General features: G+C 39.5%; 17 protein-coding genes. 4 read left to right on the top strand and 13 right to left on the bottom strand.

Annotated elements, in window-relative coordinates:
• Positions 1-49: 49 nt before the first annotated feature.
• The 4 genes from pulA to CTN07_RS14555 all read right to left on the bottom strand — a co-directional run bounded on the left by pulA (position 50) and on the right by CTN07_RS14555 (position 7114).
• A complete protein-coding gene (gene pulA / locus CTN07_RS14570; RefSeq protein WP_005305334.1) occupies positions 50-3361 on the bottom strand; it encodes a pullulanase-type alpha-1,6-glucosidase in 3312 nt (1103 codons plus the stop codon).
• A gap of 252 nt (positions 3362-3613) precedes the next feature.
• Positions 3614-5131 (bottom strand): glycogen synthase GlgA, encoded by a 1518-nt coding sequence (glgA, locus tag CTN07_RS14565; RefSeq protein ID WP_005305337.1) that lies wholly within the window; start codon positions 5129-5131, stop codon positions 3614-3616.
• Positions 5121-6338, bottom strand: a complete 1218-nt coding sequence (gene glgC, locus CTN07_RS14560; protein ID WP_005305340.1) for a glucose-1-phosphate adenylyltransferase — start codon at positions 6336-6338, stop codon at positions 5121-5123. The genes glgA and glgC overlap by 11 nt, the downstream gene beginning before the upstream one ends.
• Positions 6339-6853: 515 nt before the next feature.
• Entirely contained in the window at positions 6854-7114 is a 261-nt protein-coding gene (locus tag CTN07_RS14555; RefSeq protein WP_036765724.1) for a PepSY domain-containing protein, read from the bottom strand.
• Between the two features lie 152 nt (positions 7115-7266).
• Here CTN07_RS14555 and CTN07_RS14550 point away from each other — a divergent pair, with 152 nt between their 5' ends.
• Together CTN07_RS14550 and CTN07_RS14545 are read left to right on the top strand one after the other, a co-directional pair.
• Positions 7267-8406, top strand: coding sequence for an amidohydrolase (locus tag CTN07_RS14550; protein WP_005305342.1), 1140 nt, complete (start codon positions 7267-7269; stop codon positions 8404-8406).
• A gap of 84 nt (positions 8407-8490) precedes the next feature.
• Entirely contained in the window at positions 8491-9870 is a 1380-nt protein-coding gene (locus CTN07_RS14545) for a class II fumarate hydratase (protein WP_005305344.1), read from the top strand.
• 77 nt (positions 9871-9947) lie between these two features.
• Here the strand turns inward: CTN07_RS14545 and CTN07_RS14540 are convergent, their stop codons facing one another.
• The gene (locus tag CTN07_RS14540; RefSeq protein ID WP_036765729.1) at positions 9948-10379 is read right to left on the bottom strand and encodes a GNAT family N-acetyltransferase; all 432 of its coding nucleotides are present in this window, start codon (positions 10377-10379) and stop codon (positions 9948-9950) included.
• Positions 10380-10598: 219 nt separating this feature from the next.
• Between CTN07_RS14540 and CTN07_RS14535 the strand changes: the two genes are divergently transcribed.
• Positions 10599-11459, top strand: coding sequence for a bile acid:sodium symporter family protein (locus CTN07_RS14535; RefSeq protein ID WP_005305347.1), 861 nt, complete (start codon positions 10599-10601; stop codon positions 11457-11459).
• Positions 11460-11624: 165 nt separating this feature from the next.
• On the top strand, positions 11625-12626 hold the full coding sequence (locus CTN07_RS14530) for a tetratricopeptide repeat protein (protein WP_005305349.1): 1002 nt from the start codon (positions 11625-11627) through the stop codon (positions 12624-12626).
• A gap of 91 nt (positions 12627-12717) precedes the next feature.
• Here the strand turns inward: CTN07_RS14530 and CTN07_RS14525 are convergent, their stop codons facing one another.
• From CTN07_RS14525 to CTN07_RS14490, 8 genes are all read right to left on the bottom strand, one after another.
• Positions 12718-13182 (bottom strand): NanQ anomerase/TabA/YiaL family protein, encoded by a 465-nt coding sequence (locus CTN07_RS14525; protein WP_036765731.1) that lies wholly within the window; start codon positions 13180-13182, stop codon positions 12718-12720.
• Between the two features lie 117 nt (positions 13183-13299).
• Positions 13300-14478: a tetratricopeptide repeat protein gene (locus CTN07_RS14520; RefSeq protein WP_005305354.1), complete on the bottom strand. Its 1179-nt coding sequence runs from the start codon at positions 14476-14478 to the stop codon at positions 13300-13302.
• The gene (locus CTN07_RS14515; RefSeq protein WP_005305358.1) at positions 14475-15131 is read right to left on the bottom strand and encodes an energy transducer TonB; all 657 of its coding nucleotides are present in this window, start codon (positions 15129-15131) and stop codon (positions 14475-14477) included. The genes CTN07_RS14520 and CTN07_RS14515 overlap by 4 nt, the downstream gene beginning before the upstream one ends.
• A 16-nt stretch (positions 15132-15147) precedes the next feature.
• Complete coding sequence (locus CTN07_RS14510) at positions 15148-15552, bottom strand: ExbD/TolR family protein (RefSeq protein WP_036765733.1); 405 nt, start codon at positions 15550-15552, stop codon at positions 15148-15150.
• Complete coding sequence (locus tag CTN07_RS14505; RefSeq protein WP_036765736.1) at positions 15549-16082, bottom strand: MotA/TolQ/ExbB proton channel family protein; 534 nt, start codon at positions 16080-16082, stop codon at positions 15549-15551. Before CTN07_RS14505 ends, CTN07_RS14510 begins: the two co-directional genes overlap by 4 nt.
• Positions 16082-17446, bottom strand: a complete 1365-nt coding sequence (locus CTN07_RS14500; protein WP_005305364.1) for a MotA/TolQ/ExbB proton channel family protein — start codon at positions 17444-17446, stop codon at positions 16082-16084. Before CTN07_RS14500 ends, CTN07_RS14505 begins: the two co-directional genes overlap by 1 nt.
• Positions 17443-18231, bottom strand: a complete 789-nt coding sequence (locus tag CTN07_RS14495) for a DUF3450 domain-containing protein (protein ID WP_036765739.1) — start codon at positions 18229-18231, stop codon at positions 17443-17445. Before CTN07_RS14495 ends, CTN07_RS14500 begins: the two co-directional genes overlap by 4 nt.
• Before the next feature lie 113 nt (positions 18232-18344).
• Complete coding sequence (locus CTN07_RS14490) at positions 18345-20420, bottom strand: TonB-dependent siderophore receptor (RefSeq protein WP_005305370.1); 2076 nt, start codon at positions 20418-20420, stop codon at positions 18345-18347.
• Positions 20421-20505 lie beyond the last annotated feature (85 nt).

Genomic DNA, 20505 nt, shown 5'->3' with positions numbered 1-20505 from the left:
CCTTTACCTCGTTATAATCGTAAGATAAAGAGCTTTTCTATCTAATGTATTAGTGGGAAACAGGAAGTCCTTGTGAACGCTCATTAGTACGAGGCATCACAAAAACTGCTGGCGTCCATGCAGGAATCGTTAATAGATTTCCATCCACTTTTGCCCCCTTTGCTAAATCAGAACGGTATTGATTGCTCAATTCAAAACCTGAAAAACTAATATCAAATGTCTTTATTTCTGGCGTTGCATTAATCGCAATAACTATAGCATCAAGCGTTGAATCGATATCTTGTAAACCTTGGCCGTTATTGATACTCATAATAATTAACCCTGGTTGCCGATCGACTCCCGTATTATGAAAGGCTACGCGTTTTATCACTTCAGTTCCTGTACCTAAAGTAATGAGAGGATAGCTTTGACGTAAATGAACAAGATCGAGATAGTAATCCACCATTTGCTGCATTTCTTTAGAGCTTGGCTGAGCATGAGCGCCACTACCATAAATCACTTGCTCAATAATAGAATAATTATCACCGTCTTTATCTTTGCGAGGTAATCCTTTATTCCAGTTATTATCTTGCAATGTGAAATCGACTTTATTGAACCAATCTCCAGAATCATAAGAGTCTCGTTGCATTGATTTAGATCGTAGTAATTCTGATCCCATATGAGTAAATGGTACGCCTTGTCCTAACATTGCTGTGGCTAAAGAAACAGCCTGCATTCGAACTCGCTGTTCTCCTGAGACATCATACGGGATCTTATACTGTTGGTTATCCCATAATGTTTGGTTGTCATGTTTAGATACGTAGTTTTGAATTTCTGTAGGATCTTTCGCGTAACCAGCTGGTTGACCATTATAATCCAACTGATCTCCTCGAATAATGGCTCCTTGCGCATTTTCAAACTTAAACGCTTTTAGGTTCCCTGCCATACCTAACCGCACTAAATCTGTAGCATGTAGTGCACTTTCTTTGGATGTTGTACTTATTTCATTTGGTTGAACATAAGCACCATTGCCAAATCCTTGATTTTCTCGCAATGCATTCCCACCATCAAATGGACCGCCACCACGAACAGCATCACGAAGTCGATCAGAAAAACTACCGATACCTGTTCCAGCTAAGTTAGGTTGTGTAGCTTGAACAAATAATTTGTCATTTTCCACTTCACCAAAATTCCAACCTTCACCATAAAAATAGGTTTGTGGATCAACATGTTGAACAGCCTGTAATGCATCTTGAATTTGGGATAATGGGTGATGCCCCATCAAATCAAAACGAAAAGCATCAATTTTATAATCACGAGACCAAACCACTAACGAGTCTTTAATAAGCTTTGCCATCATGGCATGTTCTGGTGCTGTATTAGAGCAGCATGTAGAGTTTTCTACCGCTCCAGTTAATGGATTTAGTCGGTTGTAATACCAAGGAACAATTTTATCTAAAACAGAAGTATCACTCAGAGGACCTGCAGAATTAGTATGGTTATAAACAACATCCATTACTACATTCATATTGATATCTTGCTTAACAGCCTGAACCATTTCACGCATTTCTAAAATACGGCTTTTCCCTTCTGCATTTATTGCATAAGAGCCTTCAGGTACGGTGTAATGAAATGGGTCGTATCCCCAGTTGAAGCTATCTGTTGCAGAGATCAGACGATTTAGCTCTTGTACTTTTGGATTTTCAGCACTGTCACTACTTTGTTCTCGCTCTAAAACTTCTGCGATAGTCAAATTACTCTGACAATCTGCGCTGAATGTAGACTGAGAAACCTCCGGATTAATAGCGCACAAGGTAGAGAATGGCTGTTCGATATTGGCTACTTGCTGTGTGTCTTCATCAATAGTGGCGATATCAAAAATGGGTAGCAAGTGTAAGTGTGTTACTCCATTTTTGCTCAATTTTTTTAGATGATTAACAGGTACAGAAGCAGACTGGGTAAAGGCTTTAAACTTACCACGATACTCAGGTTTTGTTGATTCATCATGAGCGCTGAAATCGCGTACATGAGCTTCATAAATAACAAAAGTAGCAGGGTTTGATTGATCTCTTGGTCGAGCCAACTCATCCCATCCATCTGGCTTTAGGTTTGGATCATCAAGATTGACCACTTGACTATATTTGGAGTTCATCGCCAAACTCAAAGAATATGGGTCTGTGACTTGGTATTGCTCAACTTGGCCTGATACTGGATGAAATACATCAATCAAATAACGATAATAGGTACCATCTTTGGCTTTGTCTGTTAATGATGTCCAAACACCAGATTGAGCGTTATAGTCCATCTGCAAACGACCAAGTTCTTTTTTGTTGTCACCAAATAAGATCAATACAACATTTTGTGCAGTCGGGGCCCACACCTTAAACTGTACGTCATTATCGACCAGCATTGAGCCCAACGGTTCAGACTGTGCTTTTGGCGCAAACAATTGATCAAGTATACCAGCCGTTTGTACTTTGGTTCCCGCAAGAACAGTTCCTTGTTTATCAACAGCTAAAGCAACGGTTTCTGCTTTTACAATAGAGCGCATATCAACATCAGCAGGAATGGCATAAGCTTGTTGGCCAGCAAGATATGGGAAACGACTTTCTTGTTGGGCAGTAAGCTGAGTTGGCTCAAGTAGAATATACTCATTGGTATATTGGTAGTTCTTATTAGGCTCAATGTCCCCTTTTAACGAAACGTAAAGCCGCACTTGATCTGCGTTGGCAGCACCATTCCATACTAAAGTCTTAGCTCCAATTAAATGCGCTTCTGCATTCGCTACACCAGACATCGCCACAAAAGCTTCTTCGCGAGAATCTTTGGCTTTAGTATCGCCAGAAAGATAGGAAGCTGTTCGATCAGATATTTGGTTAAAATCCAATTGAGCATCACCACCTAACACATTGGACAATTTATCATCTCGTACAATAAAGTTAATGCAATGACTCTTACCGCCTTTTAAATTAATCTTCCAATAAGGCCCTAAATTATCAATTCCTGTTGGAGTATTCTGCGTGTTATCCCACGCGCCATTGACCATATCATCAGCAGCTCTATCACATTGATCATTATTCCAAATGTGTAAGCTGTAATTGGCAAACTGATTACTGCGTATCTGATCTGGTTTAGTCACATAATACACAACCGCTTCACCATCTTTGGCTTTAACGGGTTCACTGACTTCCCCAGCACTATTGAGTTTGGCTGTTAGCCCATCCGTTGGCGGCAATTTAATAATAATATTTTGGGGATTTGTAGTATCAAAGTACCCATCTTTACTATCAACGGTTGAATCTGAATCATTACATCCCATCATGGTCACTGTCGTCAAAATTGAAACAAGGATTTTAGATAGCGGGGACAATTTAAATTGCATGGCTCATTCCTTATAAACCTAGAATAGATTTGAACTTAAAAACTGCCAACATAGTAAAAAGTCGCGACCACTACATTTTGTGACGAAGGGCATCTCACAGTTAATAATCAGTATAAAATAATGATTTTTTGACAAATAATCACAGTTTGTAGGCCTACAAAAAAAGCCTGTAGTGTTCATCACCACAGGCCTTATCGTATCTCGGCATTTTTATTGTTATGATCTGAAGTCAAAGGTCATAACTTTATTCATTTAAGCTTCTTGTTCCATTTTCGTTTCGGACTGCTTAGCCCACATAGAGCGGTACATATCCAAATATTGTTGTGCCGATTCTTGCCAACTGAACTTACACGCTAGCGCATTTTGTTGTAGACGTTTAATCTCCTGTGGTTGCTGGCAATAAAGCAGCAAACTACGCTGGAGTTTAATCAATAATGCTTCTGGTGTCGGTTGTGTAAAAATAAAGCCAGTTGCAAATTTTGGTGTCGCATCGTAATCAATAACCGTATCTTTTAGGCCACCAACAGCACGCACAATCGGTAATGTACCATACGCTAAACTGTACATTTGATTTAAACCACAAGGCTCAAACTCAGATGGCATCATAAAGAAATCGGATCCAGCTTCTACACAGTGCGCAAGTGGATTGCTGTAAGCTTCAACAAAAACGCATTTAGTTGGATTTGCTAGACTAATTTGACGAAGCTGTTCAGCTAACCTTGGGTCACCGGTTCCCACGATCACCACTTGAACCTCATTGAGCAAAAAGTCTTGCAAAATTGGAACAAGATAATGGATACCCTTTTGCTCAGTTAGGCGACATACCATCCCATAAACAGGCACATCATCTTCAGGTAAGCCAACTTGCTGTTGTAAATCGCGCTTACAAGCTTTTTTACCACGAACCAAACTCACTTTATTGGCTTTGTACTTCTGCTTAATAAAGCCATCGGTTTCTGGATTCCAATCATCATAATCACAACCATTTACGATACCGAAAAGATCGCGAGCACGTTGCTGGAACTCCCATCCCATACCATGAGAACCTAAATCAGTCAGTAGTTCCGTGGCGTAATTAGGACTTACAGCATTGATGCGATCAGCATACGCAACACCAGCTTTCAACATTGATATATGAGCGCGATCTTGCTCTAAGTTTAGGTAACGATGTTGAATAAGCTCAGGGATCAAGCTGAACTGATCGTAGTTATAAACACCTTTGAATACAGCATTATGAATGGAGATCACACTGCGTGTATTCGCAAAAAAATCACTTTGACGATAACGCGTTTTTAGCAGAAACGGAATTAGCCCGGTGTGCCAATCGTTACAATGAACAACATCCGGTTGAAAACCTAGCTGCTGGCAACAATCTAATGCCCCTGCAGCTAGAAATGAAAATCGCTCACCGTTGTCAGCATATTCAACATTATTTTCTGCGTAGATCTCAGGACGAGCAAAATAATGAGGCACATCTAAAGCCCAAACAGGAACTCCTGCCACATTCATATCCATCACACGATAAAATACCGGCTCAGGTTGAGTTTCAACGTGAAGTTTTAATTTGGCACACTCAGTTGCTTCGTCTGAATGTTTGATAGTTTGATAAAAAGGCAGCACGATACGCACATCATGCCCCATAGATTTTAGAGTCGCAGGTAAAGACTTGGCAACATCTGCCAAGCCTCCAGTTTTAACTAAGCCATCCACTTCTGACGCAACAAAAAGGATCTTAAGTGCTTTCCCTGCTGGCTTACGTTTAGAAACCAATTTTTGCTCCTTTTGGAATCACAACAATGCCTTCGTCTGAGACATGATATTTCTTACGATCTTCTTCTAAATTTTCACCAATGATGGTACCTGGTGCAATCTCAACATTTTTATCAATAATAGCGCGGCGAATCGAACAGTTAGCTCCAATTTTCACATCACCTAGAATGACTGATTCAGTAATGATGGAACAGGTATCGATATTCGTTTTGAAACCTAGAACCGATTTATGAACCGTTGCACCATGAATATAACTGCCCGCTGAAATCATGCAGTTATTAATATCAACTTTGCACTCTTTACTATCGATAATCGTTGCCGGTGGTAGCGGCGGATAATAAGTATGTAACTGCCACTTGGAGTTATACAGTGAGAACGCGGGTTCTTCTGCTAATAGATCCATGTGAGCTTGCCAATACGCTTCAATCGTACCAACATCACGCCAGTAACCAGTGCTCTTTTCACCAGGGATAATGTTATTATTAAAATCGTAAACAAACACTTTACCCTGGGGGAAGAGCTTTGGAATGATATCTTTGCCAAAATCATGGCTAGAAGAATCATCAATAGCATCTGCCTCAAGCTCAGTAAGCAGTGTTGCAGTCTCAAAAACATAGTTACCCATGGAAACCAACGCGTGTTCTGGATCTCCAGGGATCGACTTTGGATTGGCTGGTTTTTCTTCAAAACCGATCATGCAACCATGTTCGTCGACCTCAATAACACCAAACGAACTGGCTTGAGACAGAGGCATTCGTAAAGCAGACACTGTCAGTTCTGCTTGTTTCTCTTTATGGAAGTTTAGCATCTGCTTCACATCCATTTTATAGATATGATCACTACCAAAAATACATACTTGATCCGGGTCTTCCATTTCAATAAAGCGAATATTTTGATAAATCGCATCCGCAGTACCGTCATACCAGCGCTTACCCATTCGCATTTGAGCTGGTACTGGATCAATAAAGCGATCGGTAATTCCTGAAATTGTCCACCCTTTCTTCATATGAAGGTATAAGGATTGAGATTTAAACTGAGTGAGTACATAAATTTTCAATAAATCTGCATTAACGAAGTTATTTAATGCAAAATCAATTAAGCGATAACTACCGCCAAATGGCACCGCAGGTTTTGTTCTTGTATCTGTTAAGGGACGTAATCTTGACCCTTCACCACCTGCTAAAATCATTCCTAATACACCAGCCATGATGTTACCTCCGTGTTATATAAGCAATCGCAATCATATATAACACGCTGCATAGTAATTTGAAATCCTATACGATACAAAAATGATAGAAAATTACATAAATTTGATTACTTACGGTATGACAAACTGCAACAAATGAAAAACAAATGGATTTTTTGTGGAAGAGGTTCACATATATTGTTCTTTGCCTTAGAGGATTAATCTTGAGCTTAGACCAGTCAAAACCTTGACACCACAGGGATGGTTATGAGCAAAATCTCGTTAATATGAATTTTATTGTAACAATAGACAATATTCGTTTGAATTTACACGCTGAAAACCACTTGCAATAAATTTGTAAAAAAATTACATCAATTGTGAATATTTAAGAATACAAGCTTAATCATATCCATCACAAAAACGGTTTAGAGAGGCAAAAAACGATAAGTTTAAATTAATAGGGCTAGACAATATAAAAGAGTAGCTAATATAAATAGCTCAAGAAAAGGACTCTCTAAAGCTAGGACTGAAAATGACTATTCAACCTCAATAATTTTTCCAGAAGTCAGATCGAGTGTAATCTCTACGCGATCACCATCAGGTTCATGTGCAATCACTTCCAATTCATTTTCATCTTGTTCAATCTTAATTTTTCGAAAGTCTTGATAGCCCTGCTTGTGCAATGTCGACATAACTTGAGGAATAGATAAAGGATAATGCTCAATCAAATTTATCGGATCGGCATTGACTGTTGCGGTCACAAAAACACATCCAGCAGTAAACAGTAATCGATTCATATTAAATTATTCTTTGTTTATTCTTTATGGCTAGTTTACCAAAGATTGATAACAGGGAACTGCCTCATTTCTAAGATCACGTGAAACATCTCACATAATGATGCCTATTTTCGGAGTAGAGTTAAAACCAAACCCATTGATTTAACGTTATTATGAGCCAAGAAGACTTTAATCCAATCCGCTTTCGACATCATCTTCATCGTTATCCAGAACTCTCTCTTAACGAATATAAAACTGCATCGGAAATTACCGATCAACTACTAAAATTTGGTTTAGCGCCAAAAACTAATATTGGTGGTCATGGCATTATTGTTGAAATTGTCGGCGAAAAATCTGGCCCTACGACCCTCTTTCGTGCCGACTTTGATGCGCTTCCTATTAATGAGAAGCCCAATCATAGCCATGGTTCTCGACATAGTGGTTGTATGCATGCGTGTGGGCACGATGGTCATACAACCAGTTTACTGCAACTGGCGAATATTTTAGCCCATAATCCACCAGCATCGGGGACTGTTATTCTACTATTTCAACCCGCAGAGGAAATTGGCCTTGGCGCAAAAAATATGTTGCAAGATATAAGAATGCAACACATAAAACCAGATGCTGTTTTTGCTTATCACAATTTACCAGGATACCCGCTTGGTGAAGTTGTCATCAAAAATGACGTATTTGCTTGTGCTTCAACGGGTGTCAACATCACCTTTAATGGAAAAACCTCTCATGCAGCGTATCCAGAGCATGGTATTAGCCCTGCCACTGCAGTGAATAGACTTATGGATTATCTCGATAAAATCACTCTAAGCTACCAAGATAATTTCAACTTAATTACTTTAGTTCACGTAAAAATAGGCAATGAAGGCTACGGTACATCACCAGGAAAGGCTCAAGTAATGGCTACACTGCGTAGTGACGATGAAACGGTTTTAGCACAAATACAAGAAGAGCTAACAAAATACGCTCAAGTTCAAGCAGAGTTACACCACTTAGATCTTCATATTGAATGGATTGAACCTTTTGCTGCAACGATCAACAACCGACAAACAACCGATTCTGTTCGCCTTGCTGCCAATACCCTTCATTACTCAGTAAATGAGATTGATCATCCTTTACGCTGGTCAGAAGATGTTGGGGAATTTCTGCATCAATGGCCAGGGACTTTATTTTGCATAGGCAGTGGTGAGGCTCATCCACAATTGCACAACCCAGATTATGATTTTCCTGATGAGCTTATTGAAATATCGAGCCAATTATTCCTGCAATTGATCCGACAAAGACACGGTTTACTCTATTAAACTAATAAGGTATTCCTGTTGACAGTCAACATATAAATGATAATTATTATCAAAATAAAGTACTGAGATAAGGACTGAATGACGATGGGTGATTTTCGAATAGAAAAAGACAGCATGGGTGAAATAAAAGTGCCATCTACCGCACTGTACCAAGCACAAACTCAACGTGCTGTTGATAATTTTCCTGTTAGTGGTTTGGTTATGCCCGTTCTGTTCATTAAAGCACTCGCATATATCAAACAAGCTGCAGCTCGCAGTAATTTGAATTTAGAATTGCTTGATCACGATATTGCTCATGCCATTATTTCTAGTTGCCAAGAAATTATTGACGGAGAGCATCTAGATCAATTCCCTATCGATGTATTCCAAACGGGATCTGGTACTAGCACCAATATGAATGCCAACGAGGTTATTGCAACCTTAGCATCCCAAAAACTGGGAGTATCAGTTAGCCCAAATGATCACGTTAATATGGGACAAAGCAGTAATGATGTGATTCCAACAGCGATTCAAGTCAGTTCTGCTCTAGGGTGTTATACCCTTCTTTTTCCAGCCTTAGAGCAATTAAGTGCAGAGCTTGAAGCAAAAAAGAAAGCGATTGGACATATTGTTAAAACAGGTCGTACACATTTAATGGATGCCATGCCAATTACGTTTGCTCAAGAACTAGGCGGATGGCAGGCTCAAATTGAACGAGCTAAAATTGGTATCGCTCAATCTCTTGCAAATGTGACTCAACTTGCACAAGGAGGAACAGCAGTAGGAACTGGGATCAACGCTCATCCTCAGTTTGCTGTTCTATTTGCAAATAACTTATCAGTTGCAACCGAGATACCTTTTACCGCAAGTGATAATTTTTATTACAATCTCAGCAGCCAAGATGCCATTGTTAGCTTATCGGGCCAAATGAAAACCGCAGCAGTTGCCCTATTGAAAATATCGAATGATTTACGTTGGATGAATTCAGGCCCTCTTGCGGGTTTAGGAGAAATTGAACTTGAAGGGTTACAACCAGGTTCATCAATCATGCCTGGTAAAGTCAATCCAGTGATACCGGAGTCAACCGCTATGGTTGCAGCACAAGTTATAGGTAATGATGCAACCATCACTGTGGCAGGTCAATCTGGTAACTTCCAACTGAATGTTATGCTACCTGTGATTGCTTTAAATATTTGTCAAAGCATCGAATTATTAGCTAATACCTCGGCTCTTTTAGCGACTAAAGCGATCAGAACCTTTGCGATCCGTGAAGATAATCTCAGTCAGGCTCTTACTCGCAATCCTATTTTAGTCACAGCCTTAAATCCGATTATTGGCTATTTAAAAGCGGCTGAGATAGCCAAAAAAGCTTATAAAGAGAGCCGCCCAATTATTGATGTAGCGGAAGAAGAAACGGATCTCTCTCGAGAAGAACTCAACAAATTACTGCATCCTTTACATCTTACTCAAGGCGGTATTGCTTGAAATTATAATGTACTAAAACAATTATCTGCCCATCAGTATTTTAAATAATGGATGATGGGTAAATTTTCAAAAACAACTTATTGAGCGGTTAGAAATTTTCTTAAACCAATACGGCTATGACCAGTTGGAAAATTATCAAAACGGGTAAACTCTTCAAAACCTAAACTTTGATAAAATTTTGGAGCTTGCCAACTTTGGGTCCACAGCCACAAACCAGAAAGATGTTGCTCTTTTGCATATGCTTCTGCTTTAGCCATTAATTGTTTACCCATTCCTGTACCACGGCAGCTTTCATCAACCCAGAGCTCATCGACATATAACCATTGCCACAAAATATCGGCGGTAAGCACTGCGACTAGCTTTCCTTGTTCATTTTCAACTGTCCAATTGACCTGTTCTTTGTGATAAGGCGGAGCAGATTGTGTTTCACTGTGCGATTCAAATCCAACTGATAGTTCAGCCTGATGTTGAGAAGTAAGAGCGCCTTGGGCAAATTGAATAGTTGGCATGATTTGTCCCTAATTCTTATTGCTATTTTGGTTCAAGATTGTATATAGCATGATTTACAAAACTCAACCCTTCATTCTTACAACTGTGATAGATGTACTCTGCTTATTTGTATCACTCTTCCTCTTACAAAAGCATACAAATAACACCATAAAATTCATTCACCAAAAGAATATGTTACATTACAATTCATGCTTTTATGATCACCAAAGAGAAGATGTATGCAACACATTGTGACTCAGGTCTTACTCCCTATTACCTTAGCCATAGTTATGCTCGGTATGGGGCTTGGTTTAAAACGTGCCGATTTTTCTCGTGTAATCACACAACCAAAATCATCCATTATCGGTTTGTGTTTACAAATATTTATGTTACCGACTTTGGCCCTCGTGATTATTCAGCTATTACCTCTGTCATCAACCGCAGCTGCCGGGCTGTTTCTTGTTTCCTTATGTCCAGGTGGTGCAACATCTAATCTCTTTAGCTTAATAGCCAAAGGAGATGTCGCATTAAGTATTACACTCACCGCAGTTATCAGTTTACTTTCCCCTTTTTTACTGCCTTTAATCTTTATTACTTATTTAGACATACACGGTTCTCAATTAGAGCAGTTTCAATTACCGATAGACCTTGCTATAAAACAACTTATTGCTGTTACTGTTTTACCTATTAGTCTAGGAATGATAATAACCAAATGGTTACCCAAACAATCTCAACTGATTCAACCAATGGTTAAAAAATTATCAACCATAGCAATGCTGCTCATTATTTTAGCCTTACTTATAACAAATCAAAAAATATTTGATCGTTTTATCAGTATCGAAGGGATCGCTGTTTTATTGCTATCAAGCTGTTCTCTATTTCTTGCTTATTTCATTGCTGGAAAAATAAAAGTATCCCAACAAGCACAACGAACCATAGCAATAGAAGTTGGTGTCCAAAATGCCGGAACAGCAATGATGGTGGCACTTAGTATTATGCATCAGCCACAATTAGCAGCAGTTCCCCTTATGTATGGACTTTTAATGAATATTCCAGCATGTCTATTTGTCGCTTGGGTTTCACGCAAGAGTAAATTATAGAATAAATGCATGCCGTTAAATAATAACTTTGACGGCATGAAATATTATTATCTGATTTATTGTTGTACAGTGATCACATTCTTTATGATTCATTCATTTGATTAGGTTTTAAAAATAAAACAGATCGTTATAATTCCCTCTCAAAATAAAAATGGAATTATTATAATGAATTATCGCCGAACTCTATTATCTATAGGTATAACCCTTTTCCTTTCCACTCCTGCTTTTGCCTATGATTTAAGCTACGAAGAATACACTTCCGAAGATCTTGCTGTGGTAAAAAAAGCGGAAACATCAACAGATGCTGAAGTTATTTATAACGCGGCAAATATCTTGATGTCCGAATCTATGATGCAAGAAAATATTGAGCAGGGTATAAAATACCTTAATCAATTAGCAGAAAATAATCATCCCAAAGCGACACTGACTTTAGCTGATTACTATTACGAAGAAGAAGACTATACAAAAGCGCTCAAACTTTACCATCAGTTAGAATCGAGCCAAGACCCCTACGTACTTTATAGCTTAGGCATTATGTATTTTGATGGAGAAGGCACAGCTCAAGATTACGAAAAAGGTAATGAGTACTATCTCGCGGCAGCTAAATTAGGCTATAGCGATGCAATGTATCAATTAGCATTTTCATACAACGATGGCCAAGGTGTTAAACAAGATTTTACTGAAGCTGCAAAGTGGTTCCAAAAATCAGCAGACCAAGGTGATGCAAGTGCGATGTATAACCTAGGTATTGCCTATCTTAATGGCGAAGGTGTAAAAAAAGATTGTGCTCGTGCTATACAATTTTTCGAAAAAGCAATAGAGACCGATGAGCATGCCCGCTCCTACGCAAAATTAGGTGATATTTATTACTATACTGACTATAAAGCCCAGTGTGGATTTAAAAAAACAGACTATAAAAAATCCTTAGCTTATTTCACTCAGGGTGCAATGCGAGGGAATGAATATAGTCAGTATATGGTGGGTTACTCATACCGAAATGGACATGGTACATATAGCAATTTCAAAACAGCTTTAGCTTGGTATAATATCGCTGAAGACAATGGCTATGATGCTAGTTCTGAAATAAAAGACGTAAAACAATACATGTCAGCTGACGACATTGCAAAAGCAGCACAACTTCAACAAGAAATTTACGATAAGATTTAATAGAAGTATCCCCTTATCTAAATGGCTAAGGGGATATACCAAATTTGCTTTATTTGGGTATAGATCTATTACTGATAAAAAATAGCACCAGCTACAAAATATCAATAGCGATCTTAATAATTGCTTTCTTTACCCTTGTTAGTTCACCATAAGTACTTAATGGCTTGTGAATTTCATGAGGAAAGAAAATTGCAAAATCACCTTGCTTTAAGGTAATAAAATCTTCGTCCTGCAAGGGACCAAAATATAAATCAAACTCTTTCTTACTATCATCAGTAATTTCGAGCGGCTGTGATGACACACCAATCTGCTCTTGCCCATCTAATACTAAATGAACATCCACATAGTTATGATGTATTTCCGCCAATTTGTGCTCTGCAGGTGTACATGTTTCTTGCTGAATATTAAAGAAAAAATCTTTACCATCAATCTCAACTGACGATGAAAAATCAGCAGGTAAATCTTGAATGCGAGAGAACGCGGTTTTCATTGCAGCAAGTAGTTTAGGGGCTAGATAACTTTGCGCAGGAAATCTATCAATATGACCAACAAACATAATTGGACTCTTAAAAAAAGAAAAGATTATATACCCAATTAAATAGCCTAAAAAGATATAAAAAAGCAGCAAACAGGTCACCCTATTAGCTGCTTAAATCTTATAAACTATAACTTGTTATGACATTGTCTGCATTTGACTCAAATATTGGATCCATCCTTTCGCCTCTTGAGACGGTTTTAAGTTATTCGCCATTTTCGCATGTATAATTGCTTTTTCTAACTTATCCAGTTTGTAATAAGCACGTACTTTTGCTAATTCAACTTGAGATTGATATTTTGAGTTCGAGATTTGATTTAGCTGCGAGAGTGCTTGCTGATACTGCCCTTGCTGTAATTGCAATTGAGCCAACTGCCAGCGGTATTTACTATTGAGTGATACTGCTTTTTTCCATACTGTTATCGCTTTATCCCATTCACGCGCCATTTGCCAATAATTGGCTTGCTCAACTAGGCGTTCCTGTGTGTTTGCATCAGATAGCGTTGCAATTATTTTCGCCGATCGCTCAGGTATACCGCGCTGAGCATAAAGCTGTGCTAATGTTAGTAATTCATTATTAGAAAGCTGGATACCTTGATATTGAGCTAATACCAAAGTATCTAATGCATCCGATGTTTTTCCAATACGAATCTGCAAACTAGCTAATTGCTGCCACCAAATGTTTTTATTCGGTTCTAAAGCGATCAGTCGATTTAATGTCGGTACAGCCAAATTGTATTTTTTTAACTGCAGTTGAGCACCCAGGGCAATAGAAAGTGGTGACACTGAATCTTTATTACCATAACTATCGTATCGTTTAATGGAAGTTAATACTTTTGACCATTGGCTTAATTGATAATGAGACTGGGCAATACGTAACCACACCTCATCAGTTTTATTACCTTTAGCTTTTACTTGGGTCAGCGAATAGTAATGAGGTAGCGCTTTATTATATTGTTGCTCAGATAATAATAAATCAGCAAGCATACGCTCTGTTTGCCACCCATATTCATCTTTCAATAAACCGCTGTTAACAGCTTGAGTTAACGCTTTAATTGCAGATTGGGCTTTACCTTGTTGCCAATATACAACTCCCAACATACGGGCAATAAACGCTTTGTCATAGGCTTTGTCTACTGCGATTGAAGTTAGAAGTTGTGACGCTTGAGTTAGTTTGTCCTCTTGCATCAATGTATTAGCTTTTTGTAATTTAGCCGCCACACTTTGACTCAACTGAGGTGCCGCCTGTACCCAGCACGGTAATATCGAAGCTGACAATAATAAGACAGAGACTAATGGCTTTTTTATCTTCATCATTGATTTATTTTAAACTCCAATTTTACCGTTTGCCTTGGTTGTTCAACCGCTTGGCCATCAATCACTTTCGCTTGATATTTCCATTTACGAAGTGCTCGCATTGCATCTCGTTCAAATAAACGGCGAGGTTTAGCCTCTACCACACTAATATCAGAGGGACGACCTTGGGTATCAATAGTAAATTGCAAAACCACATAACCTTCCGCGCCTTGCTTTAGTGCACGTGCTGGATAGCGAGGTTCAACACGATACAAAGGCATTGCTTGTTGATTTGAACCAACATTAATTCCAGCCCCCAAATTCGCCGATCCCTCTATTTTGCCAAATTTAGGGGCCGAGACTGCAATACCTGAAATAGAAGTATCTAAGCCAAGTGCTGAAATAGAAGCAACGGGCAATGTTGATACCGACGTCGGCTTACTTTGACTTGGCATGATTTGCGGTGGTGGTTTTGGAGCCTCTGGTTTAGGCGGTACAACGCGTTGTCGACGCTGAACTTCGGATTCTTGCTCGACCATAACCATATTAAACGATAAAGGTGGGGTTGATTCAGGCTCCTGTCGTGAGCCGTTATCAACCATCCAAGCCATAAATGTAAACAAGCCACCCGCAAGTAATATGGCTAAAGGAAAAGCCATTAAGACTCTTAACATCCTACTCCCCTAACCATCACTTATTTTCAGCAGCCAGTGCAATATTTTTCACTCCAGCACCTTTTGCCGCATCCATCACTTTAACTACAGTTCCATTATAGGCATGCTCATCAGCTTGGATAACCAAGGAGGCATCCGGCTGGTCAACAAGCATATGCTCAATGGTCGCCTGAACTCGTTCAGTATCTACAATACGTTTATCAATATAGATATCATTTGCCGAAGTGATCGCAATAAAGATACCCGCATCTTTCTGACTTACAGCATGACTGGCCTGAGGTCGGTTAACTTCGACACCTGATTCACGCACAAACGAGCTGGTTACAATAAAGAAGATCAACATGATAAATACGATATCTAACATGGATGTAAGATCGATTTGAGCATCTTCACGGTTTCGTGAAGGTCGAGTTAGCCTCATTGCTGACTCCTTAATAATTTTTCTAACTTAAGCTCTCGCCAGTGACATGCTTTAGATAAACGAGAGTGAACAAACATGCCTGCAACAGCCGCTACCATTCCCGCCATTGTCGGAAGAGTAGCTAAAGATATCCCAGAGGCCATCAGTTTAGGTTGACTACTGCCTAGTGAGGCCATCACATCAAACACGGAGATCATCCCCGTTACCGTACCCATTAATCCCAACATAGGACAAATAGAAACTAAAACTTTGATCAAGTTTAAATTCTGGTTTAAAGCTTGATGTGCCTGATTTAACCAACCTTCACGAATGACATGCGCATACCAAGATGTTTGATCACTGCGTGCTTGCCATTGAGCAATCCAGTTCGCTTTCTGTTTTGGGTATGTCAACGTCAAATACAGCAGGCGCTCAATAACCAACAACCAATAAATCGCAACAACGGCTGCAAGCCACCATAAAATGGCTCCCCCCTGATCCATAAAATGAGAGAGCGAATACCACCAGTTTTCAATCAAACTAGAAAACATTACGCAGCCGCCACCTTAGATTGAGTATTTGGTTTAAAACACGCTTTTTCTGCCTGTTCAGCCACTAAACTGATCCCTTGTTTTTCTAAAATATTGCGAATATTTTCAGCCTGAGTGCCCAACACATTATGAGCCAGTAGCAGCGGCATTGCGGCAATAAGACCTAAAACGGTAGTAACAAGCGCCATCGAAATACCACCAGCCATCACTTTAGGGTCGCCATTGCCAAACTGAGTGATCACTTGGAATGTTTCGATCATCCCCGTGACTGTACCCAGTAATCCCAGCATGGGTGCTAATGCAGCCAATAGCTTTAACATAGACAAACCTTTTTCCAACCCTTGTTGCTCATCAATAATGGTTTCCATTAAACGTAGCTCAAGGGCCTCAACACTTCGGTTCTGCTCTTTATTGTAAACAGACAAAATTCGACCAAGAGGATTATTGCCAGGTTGTTCAGGATTTTTAAGTTGGCGGTTTATTTGTTGACGAATCTTAATCAAGTTAGCACCACGGAACAGCGCAATACCACCACCAATTGCCAATAGAACTAAAATAATTTGACCAACCACTCCCCCCGCCTTTAAGCGATCCATTAATGTCGGTTCATTAGCTAATTGTGCAAGCATCTCACCACGAGATGGATCAATAACAATATCCATTATCCCAGTCTGATTTAAATGTTCAAAAGAGGCCGATGTTGGACCATTTTCAGGTTGAATTGGAAACGCTTCAGCATTACCACGACCACTATTCCAATTAACGTAACCTTCATCAGTGATTAAACCAAAGCTACCGAGGCGAAAACCTGAAACTTGATTTAACTCACCGGCCCCATTTACATAAGGGATCTCGACCTTAGCCACTTCATCACTAGCTTGAATTTGCCCAATCATAGTGCGCCATAACCCAGTTAACTGAGCCATAGATGGCAGCGATTTTGCCGCAACAATATCAGCAACGACGTTATCATCGTGGTTTGCCCCTAAGCTGGTGACAGAATTGTCTAGCTCATGATTTAAATCCTTTGCTGCTTGACGTACAACACCAAAAAGTTCACCTAAACTGCCAGTTTCTAATCGTAATTTCTCTTCAAGTTCAGCTAACTGCTCTTCATTTTGGCTAAAGCTTTTACTCAACTTATCCGTTTGATTTTGCAGTTGTTTTCGCTTAGCTAACAGAGCATCACGTTGAGCTTTAATACCTGTTTCAGTGTGATGAAAACCTTGCTCACGAGCAGCGTTATGAGCCGTTTGCACTGCTTGTTCTTGTTGAGCTTTACTTACCAAGCTATCGGCATAAACATGACCAGTCCACAAAGGCATCACAACACTTAACGCAAACGCTAATGTTTTTACTTTCATTGTGTTGCTCCTGCGGCTTGAGTCAGTGATAAATGAGATGGAGAAATCGGCAATGTCAGCAGATTCGGCGTAATATCTTTATTCGCCATTGCATAAGCTTGAGCAATATTATCAGCTTGATCACCATCGACACTTTGCCATGACTTGTTTTTGGCATTCCAAGACCAATACTGCTGGCCATCTAGGCTACGAGCAACTAACACTAAACGACCCAAATGCAAAATATTCGCTTCTATTATTTTATTATCTGAAAGCGTGATTTTTGCTTGGTAGGTAGCCAACTTTGTACCGTAATCCATTTCAATTTGGTAAGCTTCTAACAAGCGACGAAACTTTTCAGCATCAGAGATATCTGCTTGATCCATCATTGCCTGTAGTTTATGCAGACGAGCTACACGTTGCTCTTCTTTAATTGGTTTATCTTGTTTAATGACCTGCTCAAGACCATCTAACATCTGATACATCAATGGCACAATACCTTGTCGAGTCTCTTTGATATCATTGATCTGCTGATTGATATGAACCATTTCTTGTTGTTGGTTCTCAACTAAGCGAGCTAGATGATCGTGATAAATAGCCAGATTCTTAGTTTCTTCTTCTAAACGCTCAATTTCAGCTTTCATGTTTAGTGCGGAATCAGCACTTTTATCAATGCGATCTTGGCTCACAGCAGAGGCTGCATTTGTTTTACTTTCAATTGAACGGGCAGTATCTAGACTGTTTGCAGTCACTGTTCCCGATGCGCTTAAAACCAGTAGCGCAATACATGTCTTTTTCATTGTCATCAATCTATTAGTTCAATGCGATATAAAAATAAAAAGTCACAAATGTGATAAAGATAAAAAGAAAAATAGTATCAGGGGAAGCTCGCGCCTCCCCTCATTTATTTGAGTTTTGATTAGTATTTGAACTCAACTGTTGCCATAAAGTTACGGCCTTCACCGATAGTAACCCCAGTAGCACCTGGGTATTTGCTGCTTGTTGAACCACCACCAGCTAAGTAGTCTGTATCAAATACATTTTCAACATTCAAACGACCGATAATATCCAGTTTTTCGTCATACTTGTAGGTATGAGATACACCCATATCAACTCGAGTATAACCAGGCTTCTTAAATGTATTTGCAGCATCTCCATAACGAGAACCTTCGTAAATCACACCTAGGTTTACATCGGTAGCATCCGTCACGTTATAAGTAGACCAAACACTCGCAGCAAACTCAGGAACATCTGCAGGGCGATTACCTTCAAAATTCTGGTCTTTGGTATACTCTGCATCTAAGTACATTGCAGATGCATTTACATTCAACTTGTCCGTCACTTTACCTTGTAATGCTAACTCTGCGCCATTATGAACTCGTTCACCACCCTGAGTTAGAGTCTGGTTATCTTTAGGACCTACCGCAATCTTAGAGTTTTCTTGAGTAATATTAAACACAGCACCCGATACATATAGGCGACTGTCTAATAATTCCCATTTAGTTCCTAGTTCATATTGCTTACCACGCAAAGGATCTAGCTTATCGCCTGCATTAACATAATCAGATGAAACAACACCTTGAGGTTCAAAACTCTCCGAATATGACAGATAGATTGAACCGTTATCTGCAGGGTGGAAAATTGCTGCAACTTTAGGTGAAATCGCCTCTTCAGCAGCCTTACCTTCTTGTGTTTGACGATCGAAACGAACACCCGCTAAGAATTGCCAGTAATCATTAATTGTCATCATATCTTGTAGATAGAAGCCCCACGCATCGTACTCAGAATTAGATTTGCGTGTTTTTCCTGAATAACCCGGTTTCGGTACTGTTTGACCAGGTTCTGTCGTGACTTTATCAAAATAGTATTGAGCTCGATCGTATGAATAACCTAACCAGTTTGCTCCAATTAGTACTTGATGCTGGGTACCAAGAAAATCTAATTCACCAACAAGATCGGAATAAGCCGTATTAAATACCCAATGATCATGACGATCGTTACCACTATGAACGATTTTACCCGTTGATGCATAATCATTGAAGCTTGGGTAACTTTCTACATCTACGCGTTTAAAATCTTGATGGTTAAAACCAGTATTTAAAGCCCATGAGTCAGTTAATTGTGCTTTAACATCAATGCCCGTGTTTTGAACGGTGTTATCAATAGTTGACCACTGAGCATCCCAAATATATTTGTCACCACGAACAACTTTGCCATCGACAACATAAGCGCCCGAGTCAACACTTCCTTTATCTTCCGTACGATCATAATGAACAGAAACTGTTACATCATCATTAATATCGTAATCTAGGAATAAGCCACCAACAAAGCGGTCAGTTGATGGTTTGGTGCCATCACCATAACGGCGCCATGAATCATAATCTTCTTTAGCTAATACCACACGGCCACGAAGTGATTGGTCTGCATTTAAAGAACCACTTACATCAGCAACAGTACGAGTGTGATTGTTTGAACCCACATCTTGGCTAAAGTTAACTTGTGTTTCATGAGTTGGCTTTTTAGAAACCATGTTCACTAAGCCACCAGGTGCTGATTTTCCATACAGTAACCCAGCTGGCCCCTTCATGACTTCTACACGCTCAAGTAACTCAATTGGTTGACGGTAATGAGACCAGTGCTGGTGCCCATCACGTAAGAAGCCTGAACTGCTGCCTAATTCAAAACCACGAAGAGAAAAACGTTCACGGTTACGGCTTGTACCGCCAGCTGAAATACTTGCATCATTTTGCAGTACCTCACCTAGCGTACTTGCACGCTGTTCATCAATTAGCTTTTCATCAATAACTGCAACTTGCCCAGGGGTCTCTAGCTGTGTCATTTCCATGCGCATAGCCGTTGAGTTAGTATCGGCTTTATAGCCGTAATCACGTCCCGTAACCACCATATGCTCATCTGCTTCTACATTTTGTGCAAATGAAACAGGAGCGGCAAGAGTTGCACCAATAAGTAAAGCCAACTGACTTTTAGAAAACATATTCCGTTATCTCCAGATATTTAACCAAACACTCAGCATTAGAAATATTTATAGCAATAAACCAAGTGTTTATGAGTATCGTAAT

Origin of the sequence: Photobacterium damselae (genome assembly GCF_003026815.1) — a bacterium.
GTDB classification, from domain to species: domain Bacteria; phylum Pseudomonadota; class Gammaproteobacteria; order Enterobacterales; family Vibrionaceae; genus Photobacterium; species Photobacterium damselae.
The sequence above is the reverse complement of the archived record's forward strand: the minus strand, read 5'-3'. Positions and strand labels throughout refer to the sequence as shown.

Excerpts from the sequence above, each read along its gene's own strand:
- glgC (WP_005305340.1), bottom strand. The coding sequence starts at position 6,338 with ATGGCTGGTGTATTAGGAATGATTTTAGCAGGTGGTGAAGGGTCAAGA.
- CTN07_RS14510 (WP_036765733.1), bottom strand. The coding sequence starts at position 15,552 with ATGAGGCTAACTCGACCTTCACGAAACCGTGAAGATGCTCAAATCGAT.
- CTN07_RS14520 (WP_005305354.1), bottom strand. The coding sequence starts at position 14,478 with ATGATGAAGATAAAAAAGCCATTAGTCTCTGTCTTATTATTGTCAGCT.
- CTN07_RS14530 (WP_005305349.1), top strand. The coding sequence starts at position 11,625 with ATGAATTATCGCCGAACTCTATTATCTATAGGTATAACCCTTTTCCTT.
- CTN07_RS14540 (WP_036765729.1), bottom strand. The coding sequence starts at position 10,379 with ATGCCAACTATTCAATTTGCCCAAGGCGCTCTTACTTCTCAACATCAG.
- CTN07_RS14495 (WP_036765739.1), bottom strand. The coding sequence starts at position 18,231 with ATGACAATGAAAAAGACATGTATTGCGCTACTGGTTTTAAGCGCATCG.
- CTN07_RS14500 (WP_005305364.1), bottom strand. The coding sequence starts at position 17,446 with ATGAAAGTAAAAACATTAGCGTTTGCGTTAAGTGTTGTGATGCCTTTG.
- CTN07_RS14535 (WP_005305347.1), top strand. The coding sequence starts at position 10,599 with ATGCAACACATTGTGACTCAGGTCTTACTCCCTATTACCTTAGCCATA.
- CTN07_RS14490 (WP_005305370.1), bottom strand. The coding sequence starts at position 20,420 with ATGTTTTCTAAAAGTCAGTTGGCTTTACTTATTGGTGCAACTCTTGCC.
- CTN07_RS14505 (WP_036765736.1), bottom strand. The coding sequence starts at position 16,082 with ATGTTTTCTAGTTTGATTGAAAACTGGTGGTATTCGCTCTCTCATTTT.
- pulA (WP_005305334.1), bottom strand. The coding sequence starts at position 3,361 with ATGCAATTTAAATTGTCCCCGCTATCTAAAATCCTTGTTTCAATTTTG.
- CTN07_RS14550 (WP_005305342.1), top strand. The coding sequence starts at position 7,267 with ATGAGCCAAGAAGACTTTAATCCAATCCGCTTTCGACATCATCTTCAT.
- CTN07_RS14525 (WP_036765731.1), bottom strand. The coding sequence starts at position 13,182 with ATGTTTGTTGGTCATATTGATAGATTTCCTGCGCAAAGTTATCTAGCC.
- CTN07_RS14515 (WP_005305358.1), bottom strand. The coding sequence starts at position 15,131 with ATGTTAAGAGTCTTAATGGCTTTTCCTTTAGCCATATTACTTGCGGGT.
- CTN07_RS14555 (WP_036765724.1), bottom strand. The coding sequence starts at position 7,114 with ATGAATCGATTACTGTTTACTGCTGGATGTGTTTTTGTGACCGCAACA.
- CTN07_RS14545 (WP_005305344.1), top strand. The coding sequence starts at position 8,491 with ATGGGTGATTTTCGAATAGAAAAAGACAGCATGGGTGAAATAAAAGTG.